General features: G+C 46.7%; 12 protein-coding genes and 1 pseudogene. 6 read left to right on the plus strand and 7 right to left on the minus strand.

What is annotated here, in order from left to right; translation table 11 throughout:
• The 3 genes and pseudogenes from AC812_RS16290 to AC812_RS16300 form a co-directional block, all read right to left on the minus strand.
• A pseudogene (locus tag AC812_RS16290) lies at positions 1-225 on the minus strand (ABC transporter substrate-binding protein); the annotation flags it as partial.
• A 286-nt stretch (positions 226-511) separates the two neighbouring features.
• Positions 512-778 (minus strand): co-chaperone GroES, encoded by a 267-nt coding sequence (locus AC812_RS16295; RefSeq protein ID WP_172460309.1) that lies wholly within the window; start codon positions 776-778, stop codon positions 512-514.
• A gap of 25 nt (positions 779-803) precedes the next feature.
• Complete coding sequence (locus AC812_RS16300) at positions 804-1,061, minus strand: glutaredoxin family protein (protein WP_061916609.1); 258 nt, start codon at positions 1,059-1,061, stop codon at positions 804-806.
• A gap of 219 nt (positions 1,062-1,280) precedes the next feature.
• Here AC812_RS16300 and AC812_RS16305 point away from each other — a divergent pair, with 219 nt between their 5' ends.
• The 4 genes from AC812_RS16305 to AC812_RS16320 all read left to right on the plus strand — a co-directional run bounded on the left by AC812_RS16305 (position 1,281) and on the right by AC812_RS16320 (position 6,901).
• Positions 1,281-2,930, plus strand: coding sequence for a cobalamin B12-binding domain-containing protein (locus AC812_RS16305; protein ID WP_172460296.1), 1,650 nt, complete (start codon positions 1,281-1,283; stop codon positions 2,928-2,930).
• Entirely contained in the window at positions 2,923-4,047 is a 1,125-nt protein-coding gene (locus AC812_RS16310; RefSeq protein WP_061916613.1) for an NAD/NADP-dependent octopine/nopaline dehydrogenase family protein, read from the plus strand. Before AC812_RS16305 ends, AC812_RS16310 begins: the two co-directional genes overlap by 8 nt.
• 132 nt (positions 4,048-4,179) lie before the next feature.
• Positions 4,180-6,177: a PAS domain S-box protein gene (locus tag AC812_RS16315; protein ID WP_061916616.1), complete on the plus strand. Its 1,998-nt coding sequence runs from the start codon at positions 4,180-4,182 to the stop codon at positions 6,175-6,177.
• A 55-nt stretch (positions 6,178-6,232) separates the two neighbouring features.
• Complete coding sequence (locus AC812_RS16320) at positions 6,233-6,901, plus strand: HD-GYP domain-containing protein (RefSeq protein ID WP_082149084.1); 669 nt, start codon at positions 6,233-6,235, stop codon at positions 6,899-6,901.
• On the opposite strand, the gene AC812_RS16325 is transcribed toward AC812_RS16320, so the two are convergent.
• The 4 genes from AC812_RS16325 to AC812_RS16340 all read right to left on the minus strand — a co-directional run bounded on the left by AC812_RS16325 (position 6,898) and on the right by AC812_RS16340 (position 11,466).
• Positions 6,898-7,308 (minus strand): copper chaperone PCu(A)C, encoded by a 411-nt coding sequence (locus tag AC812_RS16325; RefSeq protein ID WP_169787332.1) that lies wholly within the window; start codon positions 7,306-7,308, stop codon positions 6,898-6,900. The genes AC812_RS16320 and AC812_RS16325 overlap by 4 nt on opposite strands.
• A 64-nt stretch (positions 7,309-7,372) precedes the next feature.
• Entirely contained in the window at positions 7,373-7,876 is a 504-nt protein-coding gene (locus AC812_RS16330) for a DoxX family membrane protein (protein ID WP_061916622.1), read from the minus strand.
• Positions 7,857-9,692: an ABC transporter ATP-binding protein gene (locus tag AC812_RS16335; RefSeq protein WP_061916625.1), complete on the minus strand. Its 1,836-nt coding sequence runs from the start codon at positions 9,690-9,692 to the stop codon at positions 7,857-7,859. The genes AC812_RS16330 and AC812_RS16335 overlap by 20 nt, the downstream gene beginning before the upstream one ends.
• A gap of 22 nt (positions 9,693-9,714) precedes the next feature.
• Positions 9,715-11,466: an ABC transporter ATP-binding protein gene (locus tag AC812_RS16340; protein WP_061916628.1), complete on the minus strand. Its 1,752-nt coding sequence runs from the start codon at positions 11,464-11,466 to the stop codon at positions 9,715-9,717.
• Positions 11,467-11,740: 274 nt separating this feature from the next.
• Here AC812_RS16340 and AC812_RS16345 point away from each other — a divergent pair, with 274 nt between their 5' ends.
• Together AC812_RS16345 and AC812_RS16350 are read left to right on the plus strand one after the other, a co-directional pair.
• Entirely contained in the window at positions 11,741-12,220 is a 480-nt protein-coding gene (locus tag AC812_RS16345; RefSeq protein WP_169787333.1) for an Lrp/AsnC family transcriptional regulator, read from the plus strand.
• 49 nt (positions 12,221-12,269) lie between these two features.
• A partial coding sequence (locus tag AC812_RS16350) for a Rossmann-fold NAD(P)-binding domain-containing protein (protein WP_487246463.1) occupies positions 12,270-12,786 on the plus strand: 517 nt, incomplete at its 3' end.

Raw genomic sequence — 12,786 nt, forward strand, 5'->3', positions numbered from 1 at the left:
GCAGTAAGCCATGGCTTGCCGCACTCGCACATCAGATAGAATTGGATGCGGAGTGGAAAAGGACTGTTCTTCTGTAGGCTGTTTTTCAACTTCAACAACCTTTTCAACCACTTCCGTTTTGACAACTTCTTTTTCAACTTCAATGGTCTCGACAGCTGGCTGACAAGCACTTATCACCAGTGATACTGCAATCAGCAGCACCCAAACAAGGTTCAAGCGTTTCATCTTCTATTCCTTTCAAAGTAAGGTTGGAAAAAGGGCAAAATCTCTTTCAAGTTATTGTTTTTGGGGATTCACCTCCGAACACGGATGGATTTGGAATTAAAAAACTACGGTTTAATTCCAAATGATTTTCAATCAACCTCTTGTTTTTGTAATCTGCTCAAATACCAGTTTCATACCTGTTACTTTGGACAGGAAGTAAACTGGCCGATTTTCCAGGTAAAAATCCCCCCTAAAAAAACAACCGGTCACTTTACCGGTTGTTTTCAAGTCAGCCATCCGATATTTGTTAATCCAGCACTTTGGCTAGAACATCGCTGCATTCCATGATGAGATAATCGTCATTGCCCAGTTTTATTTCTGTCCCACTATATTTGGCGAATAAAATCTTATCGTTTACCTTTAGCTTGATTTCCTCATCATCACCAACCGCCACAACCACACCGGTTTGAGGTTTCTCTTTGGCTGTTTCAGGGATGTACAAACCGGTTGCGGTTTTATTTTCCTGTTCCAGCGGTTTTACCAAAATACGGGCTCCCATCGGTTGAACTTTGATTTGTGACATTTTTTACCTCCTGTGGTTATTTGATCCCTAAATACTGGTTTATTTTTGGACGATCAAAACCAATCACAATTTTTCCGCCAATATCCAGCACAGGCACTCCCATTTGCCCAGACCGTCTCACCATATCTTTTGCAGCAGCGGGATCACGACTGACATCCACTTCTTTAAACCGAATGCCTTTTTCACGCAGGTATTTTTTGGTCATGTTGCAATACGTACAGGTTGGTGCCGTGAAAATGATTACCTTGGGTTGATTGCCTTTTGTTTCAGCCATTGAATTTCTACTCCATCAAATGGGGTTACCAAATGATTAGATGAATTTAGAGCGAATTTGTTACAAAATCGGGGCGCGTAAAATCAGTTATAATAAAAATACTGGCTTATTTGGCGTAAAGGATCACTCGCCATCACCCACCCATTATGAGAATGTTTTATCGGTGGATGAAAAGCAGAAACTTCTTGATTCAATTTCGTCAATAAACTGGAGGTGATAATGAAAACCGTAGTTGCCGGCGCACTAGGAGAATGTGTCCATGTTGCCGGTGTGAGTAATTTCCTCAGGTTGGCGGAGATGGCTGGCTGGCGGACTGTTTTCTTAGGCCCAGCGGTTCCGGTAAAAGAGTTTATTCAAGCAGCAATACGAGAAAAAGCCGACCTGGTTGGGGTTTCATATCGCCTGACCCCAGAAACCGGCGAAAGATTGCTGGGGGAATTTGCTGAAGCGGCCGACGAATTACGATCAAAAGGGGTCCGGTTTGCTTTTGCTGGAACACCGCCGGTTGCCGAGCGTGCTCAAAAACTGGGATTTTTCGAGCAAATTTTTGACGGATCAGAATTGACCGAGGATACCTTAGCCTACCTGCGTGGGGAAGCCTCATCCCAAGCGGGATCATCGTCGTTTCCTCAAACCACTATTGAAAGGCGTTTGTGGAAAGCGCCCTTTCCTCTCCTGCGCCATCATTTCGGCCTACCGAGCCTGGAAGAAACCCGGGAAGGGATTCGGAAAATCGCCGAAGCCCGGATCTTGGATGTAATCTCACTTGGTATTGATCAGGATGCTCAGGAAAATTTCTTTCATCCCGAAAGACAAGATCCGCGCCGGAAGGGAGCCGGCGGCGTTCCGGTGCGTACTGCCGAGGATTATCGAATGCTCTATGAAGCGTCTCGAACCGGCAATTTTCCCCTTTTACGAACTTACTCGGGCACGGATGACTTTATCCGACTGGCAGAGTTGTACCTGGATACCATCCATAATGCCTGGTGCGCTATTCCTTTGTTCTGGTTCAATCAAATGGATGGGCGCGGGCCTTGGGATTTGGCTGGCTCAATTCATGAGCACCAGCAAGTAATGGCATGGTATGGAGCGAGAAATGTTCCAGTTGAGTTGAACGAACCGCATCACTGGGGTATGCGGGATGCGCCGGATGTCATTTTCGTCGTTTCAGCCTTTCTCTCGGCTTACAATGCCAAAGCCTTTGGGGTAAAGGATTACATTGCCCAAATGATGTTCAACAGCCCTCCCGGTACTTCTGATGCAATGGATCTGGCTAAAATGTTGGCCATTCTGGAGATGATCCAACCTTTAGCCGGTCCAGATTTTCGCATCTGGATTCAAACTCGCACCGGTTTATTGTCCTACCCCCTGGATCCCGCAGCTGCCCGCGCTCATCTTTCTGCCAGCATTTACTTACAAATGGCCCTGAAACCAGATATTGTCCACATCGTCGGTCATACTGAGGCCGACCATGCCGCCACGGCTGATGAGGTGATTGAAGCCGCAAAAATGGCTCGTCGAGCAATCGAGAATGCCCTCGCAGGTCAACCGGCGATGATTTACGACCCTCTTTTGATGAGAAGAAAGGAGGAGTTAATTCAGGAGGCAAAAATTACCCTCCGAGCAATCCAAAACCTGTCCTCAGATGAGAACCGAGATCCTTTTACCGACCCCAACGTTCTGGCTGCATCGGTAACCTCTGGCATCATGGATGCTCCCCAGCTGAAAAACAATCGCTTTGGAAGAGGGAAAATTCGCACCCGAATCATTGGCGGGGCATGTCTCGCAGTAGATGAAAACGGCACACCCATATCAGAATCACAGAGGTTGGAAAAATTCTTTAAAACGGGAGGGATAATCAATGACTGACATTTCGAGATTTGCAGTAATTGGTGCGGGTAATGGTGGTAAAGCCATGGCTGCCCATTTGGCTTTAATGGGTTTTGATGTGTCTCTTTACAACCGCACCTATGCCCATGTTGAGATCATTGCCAAGCGTGGGGGAATTGATCTGGAAAGTTACGAAGGAGGGCCTAAAGGCTTCGGAAAAATTCGGCTGGTTACCGATGATATCGCAACTGCCATCAAAGATGCACAGGTGATTATGGTAGTCTTGCCATCTTCTGCTCATGCGGAAATTGCCCAAAAAATGGCCTGTCACCTGAAAGAAGGGCAAACCATCATTCTCCATCCGGGCAGAACCCTGGGTGCCATTGAATTTGATGTCATTCTTCGCAGAAGCGGATGCAATGTCGAGGTCAACGTCGCAGAGGCAGAAACCTTTATCTATGCCAGCCGCACAGACGGGCCTGCCCAGGCACGTATATTCCGTATCAAGGAAGCCGTTCCACTGGCAGCTTTACCCGCGGTAAAGACTCCTCTAGTTCTTGAACAAATCCGTATCGCATTTCCGCAATACATTGATGGCATTAATGTACTGCACACCGGGTTGAATAACATGGGGGCAATTTTTCATCCGGCTCTGACCATCCTCAATGCCGGATGGATCGAAGCCACCCACGGGGACTTTCAATTTTACATTGATGGAGTGACCCCATCCGTCGCCCGCGTACTGGAGATTCTGGATCGAGAAAGGGTGACGGTGGCTTCTGCTTTAGGAATTCGTGCCCGCACGGCATTAGAATGGCTGGAATTGGCTTACAACGTCACAGGCGAAACATTACACGAGCGTATTCACAACCAGACAGGCTATTACGGAATTAAAGCCCCGGCTACGCTTAACCACCGCTATATTTTTGAGGATGTCCCGATGAGCCTCGTACCAATAGCATCACTGGGAGAACGTTACGGCGTTTCAGTCAATGGAATTAATAGCGTGATCAGGCTGGCCTGCATCATTCACCGCACCGATTATTGGCGGCGTGGTAGAACATTGGAAAAGTTGGGCATTAAAGATTTGAGTGTCAGCGAGCTGACTACCTATGTAACTTCTGGCTGGAAAGATATCGAAAGCTTTAGCGGCTAGGAAGCAAATAGCCAAAACGATAAGTCCCGCAACTCAGCGGGGCTTTTTTTACTTGATTTTTACGAAAAGACAATCAAATTTGTAATATTATACTTGATTGAATGTGTATAATAAATAAACATTATACGATATATGTTCCCCTCAAAAGTCATTATTGCCTCCACAGATTCATCTCTCAACCACACATTGGTAAATTTTCTCCAAAAATCGGGTTGGGTGGATATTCAAATTGCTCGCTCATTTGATCATCTTTTAGAATTTTGCTGCCTGACCGATCAGGAAATTCTTATTTTTTTATATCCCCCAGCCCCTTCATCATGGCAGTTGCTCGAATCACTCCAATCCCTTAGAAGAAAATCCAAAGCCTTACTGATATTAATCCTTGATCCCAACCAGATTGAAAACCAATCACACAATGCTTTAGGAAAGTTGATTGACGGTTTTCTTCTTCAACCAGTCAACGAGTATTATCTGAATGCCACCCTGATGATGGCCAGAGAACGAAGACAACGGGAATTGGATCTATTGAAAAGCGAAGAAAAATTTCAACGTCTTTTTCTTAAATCCAATGACCCAAGTCTTTTGGTACTCAATCAAATCATTATTGACTGCAATCAGGCGGCACTCAACCAACTCCGCGCAGAACGCCGGGAAATTCTTGGCAAATCGCTAGCAGATCTTTCACCCGAAATTCAACCGGATGGTAATTTCTCGGTTAATCAAGCCGATTTCTATACGAACGAGGCATTGAAAACAGGGTTTATTGAATTTCGATGGCTTCATCGGCGGTTTGACGGCAGTCAATTTCTTGCCGAAGTGTCTTTGACCGCAATCCCCTATGCGGGGGATTTGGCTTTGTTTGCCAAATGGCGGGATGTAACCGAAATCGAACAGTACAAAAAATCCCTGCAAATGAGCGAACAACGCTATCGCCAACTTTTTGAAACCATGTTGAATGGTTTTGCGCTTCATGAAATGATTTTTGATGAACACCACAAACCCGTAGATTATCGTTTTATTGCGGTAAATCCGGCTTTTGAAAAGTTGACCGGACTATCAGCGGATGCCATTCTGGGAAAAACAGTTCTTGAGGTATTGCCGAATACCGAACCATACTGGATAGAAACCTACGGAAAAGTTGCCTGGAGTGGTGAACCGGTGTTGATAGAAAATTACTCGCAGGAATTGGATCGGTATTACCGGGTTTTTGCGTTTTCTCCCGTCAAAGGCCAGTTCGCAACCTTGTTTGAGGACATTACCATCCAAAGAAAAAACGAACGCTACCAATCGGCTTTACTACAACTTTCGGAAAAAATTCGGCAAGCTTACACCACGGAAGAGATGGCTCAAACCATTGTTCATACGATTGGCTTGATATTAGAGTTAGAGACAGCAGCCATTGCATTGAAATCACCCGAAAACGCCGACAAATTCCGGTTTGTTTTTGGAACCGGTAAGGCAAAAGAGTGGATCGGAGCCGAATTTACAAAGGATCAGGGTATAACCGGTTACACCTTACGCAGTAAAACTCCTTATTTCCAAAACAATTTAGCCAACGATCCATATTATCTCCGTGACCAGCCGCAATATTATCACCCATTTGTAGCTGCCGTACCGTTAATCTCCGGAGAGGATCCCATTGGAGTACTTCTGCTGGGAAGAAACAAATCTTTTACCGATACGGATCAACTGATTGTTACTTCCATGAGCGAGCTGATCGGTAATGCTCTTCAAAGAATGCTTCTTCAGGAAAAGACTCAGCAAACCGTGGACTACCTGTCTGCCTTGCGCAAAATTGACTTGACCATCACCCTCGGCAGAGATTTGGGAGACCGTTTGAGCGTTTTACTGGAAGTTGTTGTCGAACATCAAAAAGTGGATGCAGCCAGCATCTGGTTGAAAGAACCGCAAACCGATTTTTTCAACCTTGCAGCAATTCGAGGATTTCGATCAGGTACTCTTCCACTACCGACTTCACCTTATCCGGGAATAACGGGCAGTCCCAATCAATTCTTGCACCTTCAAAATCAGGAATTGCAATCCGCACTGGATGGGGAATTTGGACAAATTATTCGGAAGGAAGGATTTACCGATTATATGGGAATTCCTCTAACTACAAAAAAAAAATGATTGGGGAATTCTCCAGCTTTGGAAACGTTCAGAAATCAGACCAACTTTTGAGTGGATGAATTTTTTAGAAATGCTGGCCGGTCAGGCCGCCATTGCAATTGAGGACAGCCAATTACTATCGGATCTCCAGTACCACATCAACGAATTGCAAACCGCTTACGATACAACCTTACAGGGATGGGCAAAAGCTCTCGAAATTCGCGATGCCGAAACCCAAAACCACAGCCAGCGAGTTACGCAAATCACGCTCGCACTGGCAAAGAGGTTGGGAGTTGATGAAACGCAATTACCGCATATCCGGCGGGGAATACTACTCCATGATATTGGCAAAATGGGTATTCCTGATTCGATCCTGAACAAGGCCGGTCCCCTGACGCCCGAAGAATGGGAAATTATGCGTCGCCATCCTCAAATGGCCTATGATGTCCTCTCCGGAATTCCCTTTCTGAGGCCGGCGCTTGACATTCCATATTACCACCATGAAAAGTGGGATGGTAGCGGTTATCCGCAAGGGTTGAAAGGCGAGGAGATACCGTTGGCTGCCCGGATTTTTGCAGTTGTGGATGTTTGGGATGCCTTATTATCAGATAGACCCTATCGCCCGGCGTGGGAAAAAACCAAGGTAATATCCTATTTACGCGAACAGGCTGGAAAACATTTCGATCCAAAAATTGTGGAGGTATTTTTAGAGTTAATTTTAGAAGAGGAAGAAAAAAACGATTAGTTTTGAGGCAATTTGACCGGCACAATCAATTCGACTTGCCCCTGATTTTCAAAAATTAATGTGATATTGATCTTCTGAGACGGCAACACATCCTGATTAAGATTTCTCAATCGAACCGATAAGCCGGTTTTTGGAGAAAGCACAACTTTCTCTCCTGGCAGTAGGCGAATTTCCTTACCTTCAAAACCGATAATTTCCACCTCTTCACAAATTTCGCTAAAACCCCCTATCAATGCATCCTCGACCTGCCCCTCATTAATAACCTGAAAATAAACAGGCGTATCACTGCCAACTGGGATATGATAAGCATGCTCAGACATCTTGTCCGAATATGCCAGGAGTGCAGCCTGGACCCACGCATCAATGATTTTTATGTCACCAGCCTGGAAAACCGTACAGCCGCTCAAGAACAACAGGAGAAAAGCCAGTGCAGCTACAATTCGTCTATTCATGGCTATGCGAATTTTTAGATCAGATGGACTTTTCCACAATACGACCACCGCGCACTGTAGCCCCCACCACCAATCCCGCTGAAATCAAAACTAGATTCTTGATGATGTACTGGCCTTCGAGCGTCGGAGCGTACGGAAAACGCACAAAGGTTTCTGCAGGGAATAACACCAGCGGCGTCAGTGTACCTGCCATTTGTAGAAAGAGCAACAGTAAGGTTGCTCGCAAAAACTTTCCGGAGATTAAACCCAAACCGATCAGGCATTCCCATAACGCCAGTAATGGCACTGAGATCTCACTACCAATCAATCCGAACGAGAGAACCTCAATCGTTTTTGCGGCTAGGCCTTGAGCCGGACTTAAGCCCGGAAAAAACTTCAACACACCAAACCAGAAAAAATTGATCCCAAGGCTGATCCTCAAGAAAGTGATCGAATAGCGCGCCATGAAACCGGTAATCACTGGATCAATTCGATGGAAAATGGTCATCACACGGTCAATCATTTCAACCTCTCCATTCAACATTAATTTCTTCTTTTAGTTTCCCTGCCTGCTCGATATATGTTAAAGATTGATGCCGAAAATATGTGTTGTACAGTTCAGCGTAATGCCCCCCTGCTGACATCAATTCCTGATGGGTACCTTGCTCGATGATTTTACCGTGGTCAAGCACGATGATTCGATCGGCAGATTTAACCGTCGAAAGTCGGTGGGCAATCAAGATGCTGGTAGATTGTGCCAGAACCATTGATAGGGCTTGTTGGATTTGTCTTTCTGTGAAAGGATCAATGCTGGCAGTGGCCTCATCCAGCACGAAAATTGCCGGTTTTTGAACCAAAACCCGCATCAAAGAAACCAATTGTCGCTGCCCCATAGATAAGCGGCTTCCTCGCTCACCCACTTGTGTCAACAAACCCTCCGGTAAGGCTTCCAGCCACTCACCATTGCCGATTTGATAGGCAAGGCGTTCAATCTCTTTTGGACTGGCGCCTTTGCAGGAATACTGGATATTTTCCAACACGGTACCCGAAAACAAAAAAGGTACCTGCGAAACAATCCCCAGCTGACAGCGGTAACTGCCCAAATCAAAACTGCGGATGTCCAAATGGTCTATCAAGATTTCACCTGCTTGGAATTCATAAAACCGGGCAATCAATTTAACCACCGAGGATTTTCCTGCCCCCGTGTGACCCACCAGAGCCACCGATTCACCCGGTCGAATGTGCAGGTTGAAATCCTCCAAAACCGGTTCATTGTCTTTGTAGCGGAAATATACATGCTTGAAATCAATCTGTCCCTTCAATGGCGGAGCTTTGACATTGCCGATTTGAACCACGCTCGGGTCAGCATCAATCAGCGCAAAAACCCGTTCGGCTGCCGAAAGACCATTTTGGATTTGAGTCCAGAACGAAGACAGATTCATGACCGGGAACATGAAACGGTCGAGGCTCAATAAAAACAGATACCACGCCCCTACGGTTACCGCCCCTTGAACAGCGCTCAACCCGCCAACATAAACCAGCAAGGCCGTCATCCAGCCGCCAACGGTGTTGAGTACCGGGAATACCATAGACAAGACCAGCCCTCGACGAACATTAACCTGATAGGACATTCGGTTAGACTGGTCAAAGATTTCAAAAATTCGACCTTCTTGGCGAAAATTTTTGGCAACAGCAATTCCAGATACCGTTTCTTTGATCGTTTGATTGACATTTGCCATGGCTCTCATTCCGGCTCGAGTGACTTTGCGCGCCAGTCCACGAAAACTGGCCGCCAAAAGCACCACAATCGGGATTACCGCAAAGAGAGTTAGCGACAATTGCCATTCAATGTTTATCAGTACAATGGCAAGGATGAGCGACTCGACCACCTGCGAAATCAGATCGGTGGTCAAAACCACCAGCTGACCAAAGTCCTGTGTATCGCTCGTAATTCGGGAAGCAATTCGTCCGGAGGAAAACTGGTCGTAAAAAGACAAATCGTGCTCCGCTGCCGAAGCAAAGGCTTCATTGGCCAGTCGAGCAACGACATCAGCCACTGAACGTACCACCAGACGGCGTGCCTGCCAGTTTGCCAGCCAGGCAATCACTCCGGTGAGCATGACCGCAAACGGGACAAGCAGCACATTGATCGTTGTCAATTCCTGCTTAAGAAAATCAATTCCTCTGGAAACCAGTACGGGCAGCAATGCACCCGAACCGGAAACCACCAGAACCAGCAATCCCACCAGTATCAGCCGACGATAATGGGGGCGGAAATAGACCAGAATACGCCGGACCAGCTCTCGATCACTGTATTTTCGGTCGTATTTTTCGGCATCTAATCCGGCAAAAAATCCCATAGCAAATGGTTCCTATCGCCCTTTATAGTTCCTGAAAGATATTCCGATATGTTTCACTGGTTTTCATCAATTCTTCATGACTGCCAACAGCAACCAGCTCGCCTTTGCGTAAAACCAAAATCAGATCTGCCCAACGGATTTGAGAAAGACGATGGGTAATAATAAAGGTGGTTCGCCCTTGAGCGGCGGTGTAAATCGCGCGTTGAATCTTGTCCTCGGTTGCCGAGTCGATTGCGCTGGTTGAATCATCCAGTATCAAAATGCTGGGCTGGGTCAAAAAGGCACGCGCCAATGCCAATCGCTGGCGCTGGCCACCCGATAGCGTTACACCCCGCTCACCGATGACCGTATCATATCCTTTATCAAAAGACCGGATAAACTCATCAGCCTGTGCAGCGGTGGCAGCCTTGACAATTTCATCCATGGAAGCACCCGGTTTACCGAAGGCAATATTTTCTGCAATGGTTTGAGAAAACAGGAAAATGTCCTGTTCAATGATTGAAATCTGCCGCCTTAAGGATTCCAGATTCCAATCCCGAACATCAACTCCATCCACCAGCACTCGTCCACTGGTAACATCGTAAATCCGATTGATCAGCTTTACCAGCGTGGTTTTACCGCTTCCGGTTTGCCCGACAATTGCCACAATTTGTCCAGGACGCACATGGAAAGAAACATCTTTCAACACAGTTTCGTTGTTCTGATAAGCAAAACTGACTTGATCAAACACCACATCCCCTTGCATTATGCCATGGTGACCGTTTTCATTTTGGTCGAGATTGTTCTCTCGATTCATCAATTCCAAAATCCGCCGGGCACCGGCCAGGCCCAACGATATGCGCGAGTAAGCAAAAATGGAAACGAAAGTCGGGAAAGAAAGCATGACCAGTAATCCAAAGTAAGCAACCACATCACCTGTGTTGATCAATCCCTGTTTGAAAAGAATCAGGGCATGCAAAAGACCACCCCCCATGGCAACAGCCAGCAGTAAGGCCGGCAAAAAACGGGCTTCAATATCTCCTTGCTTAATCGCAGCTTTGCGGTAGCGATCCACATTTTTACCAAAAAGCATGACCTCGCCCTGTTCTTGGGCAGCTCCTTTGACCACCTCAATCCCATCCAGGGCTTCGTTCAGTCGGGTGTTGAGAATTCCGAATGAGTAACGTACTTCATCGGTGACCGGTTCCAGTTCTTTCAGGTAGAACCTCAATAGAATAAAATAGATCACCACAAACAAAAGTGGTACCAAAACCAGGGAAGGATGATAACGAGGAGCAACCACTATAGGAACAAAGATAAAAATCAACGAACCAATCACCAGATTGACACCGGGAGAAAATAAGAAGTTAACCTCACGGACATCGTTAGTTGCCCGTGCCATGGTGTCTCCCACCGGTTGAAGGCTGTGAAAGGTCATGCTCTTTCCTAAAAGGGACACATATAATTCCTGCCGGATGTTTCGTTCAATCCTCTGAGCAATCACTTCAAAACCGAAGTTACGGGCAAATTGCAGTACACCTCGAATTGTCTGGGAAATCACGATGATCAGGACAATTTGCAGCAGGCGATTGCGATCAAAATTGCCCCCGTTCACCAGATTAACCGCCTGGCCGATCATCACTGGCACAACACCGGCAAGTCCGGCGTTACCCAATGCGCCAATCACGGCAACAATCACCAGCCACCATTGATATTTCAGGTGGGATAAAATCCAGCGCACCGGGCCGCGCCGGTCAGTAGAATACAAATGGGGGAAGGAAAATTCAGCGTTCATGGAGTCATCCGGGAAAAAATTGTATCATAGTTAAACCCGGCTTCCCATCTCAGCCTTGTTTTGTAAAAAGATCAGATGATAAGTGAACTGCCCCCTCGCTCTTATAAAGAAATGGTCAGAAGGATTATTGGGCTTCAAGAGCAAGCATTACGAGCATCCTGATTTTCGATGACAAATTGCCATAATCGCCATAAACGGGTTGAAATGAGAAAGATTTTTTGCTACAATGGGTATTGCCTATTCGGAATACATTTTTTCCGTTTCGGAAATTCCCATGACAAAATCAGCACAGTTCGATTTACTGGACTACCAGATCATATTGGAATTACGCAAAGATGCGCGCAAATCGGCATCGGAAATCGCCCGCGCCCTGAAGGCGAATGAACGCACCGTTCGCAATCGGATTGACCGATTGGTAGAGTCCGGCGCTGTCCGCCTGACCTCCATCCTTGATCCGCACGCCTTTGGTTATGTCAACACGGTGGATATTTTCCTCGAAGTTGATTCTGATCAGGAACAGTCCGCCATCGAGCAATTACTCAAAATGCACGAAGTCTCCTACCTGGCTTACGGTCTGGGAACACAGGACATTTCAATCGAGGCTCGTTTCAAAGACAACGCTGAAATGCGCCAATTTTTGGGTAAGGTATTACCTTCTATCCCCGGTGTTCGCGTAAAGGGCTACGCTCTGGTCCCCCGCATACTGCGCAACATTGACGAGTGGTTGCCCAAACCCGAGGATTTTGAGGGATGACCCGATGAATATAATGACTATACGAAAATTTTTCTAAGGAGGAACCCCAATGACCTTAAAACACTTTATCGACACTCAGGATTTCAGTAAAGAAGAGCTCCTGGAACTGATCGAACTCACCCGTTTGATCAAAGCTGCCGACAAACAAGGCTGCACCCCCAAATTACTCCAGGATGCTACACTGGCGATGATTTTCGAAGAACCGTCCACCCGCACACGGGTTTCTTTCGAGGTCGCCATGACCGAACTGGGCGGTCATGCGCTCTACCTCAAACCCGGCGAAATTCACCTGGGGGTGCGCGAATCGCTCGGCGATACGGCACAGGTGCTTTCCCGTATGTGCGATGCGATCATGGCACGCACTCTCAAGCACGAGACCATCACCGGCCTGGCAAAATACGCTACCGTGCCGGTCATCAACGGACTGACCGACTACAACCATCCGACTCAGGTCGTTTGTGATGTTCTGACCATGATCGAACACGCTCCCGCCGGCAAAAAACTGGAAGATTTTAATGTGACCTTCATTGGAGATGCCACCAATGTACTTTCCTCTCTGATGCTCA

The sequence above is a fragment of the Bellilinea caldifistulae genome, from assembly GCF_001306055.1.
GTDB lineage: Bacteria > Chloroflexota > Anaerolineae > Anaerolineales > Anaerolineaceae > Bellilinea > Bellilinea caldifistulae.

Coding starts and splice junctions, on each gene's coding strand:
- AC812_RS16330 (WP_061916622.1), bottom strand. CDS start 7,876: ATGTTGAATGGAGAGGTTGAAATGATTGACCGTGTGATGACCATTTTC.
- AC812_RS16320 (WP_082149084.1), top strand. CDS start 6,233: ATGAATTTTTTAGAAATGCTGGCCGGTCAGGCCGCCATTGCAATTGAG.
- AC812_RS16345 (WP_169787333.1), top strand. CDS start 11,741: ATGACAAAATCAGCACAGTTCGATTTACTGGACTACCAGATCATATTG.
- AC812_RS16315 (WP_061916616.1), top strand. CDS start 4,180: ATGTTCCCCTCAAAAGTCATTATTGCCTCCACAGATTCATCTCTCAAC.
- AC812_RS16310 (WP_061916613.1), top strand. CDS start 2,923: ATGACTGACATTTCGAGATTTGCAGTAATTGGTGCGGGTAATGGTGGT.
- AC812_RS16305 (WP_172460296.1), top strand. CDS start 1,281: ATGAAAACCGTAGTTGCCGGCGCACTAGGAGAATGTGTCCATGTTGCC.
- AC812_RS16335 (WP_061916625.1), bottom strand. CDS start 9,692: ATGGGATTTTTTGCCGGATTAGATGCCGAAAAATACGACCGAAAATAC.
- AC812_RS16340 (WP_061916628.1), bottom strand. CDS start 11,466: ATGAACGCTGAATTTTCCTTCCCCCATTTGTATTCTACTGACCGGCGC.
- AC812_RS16300 (WP_061916609.1), bottom strand. CDS start 1,061: ATGGCTGAAACAAAAGGCAATCAACCCAAGGTAATCATTTTCACGGCA.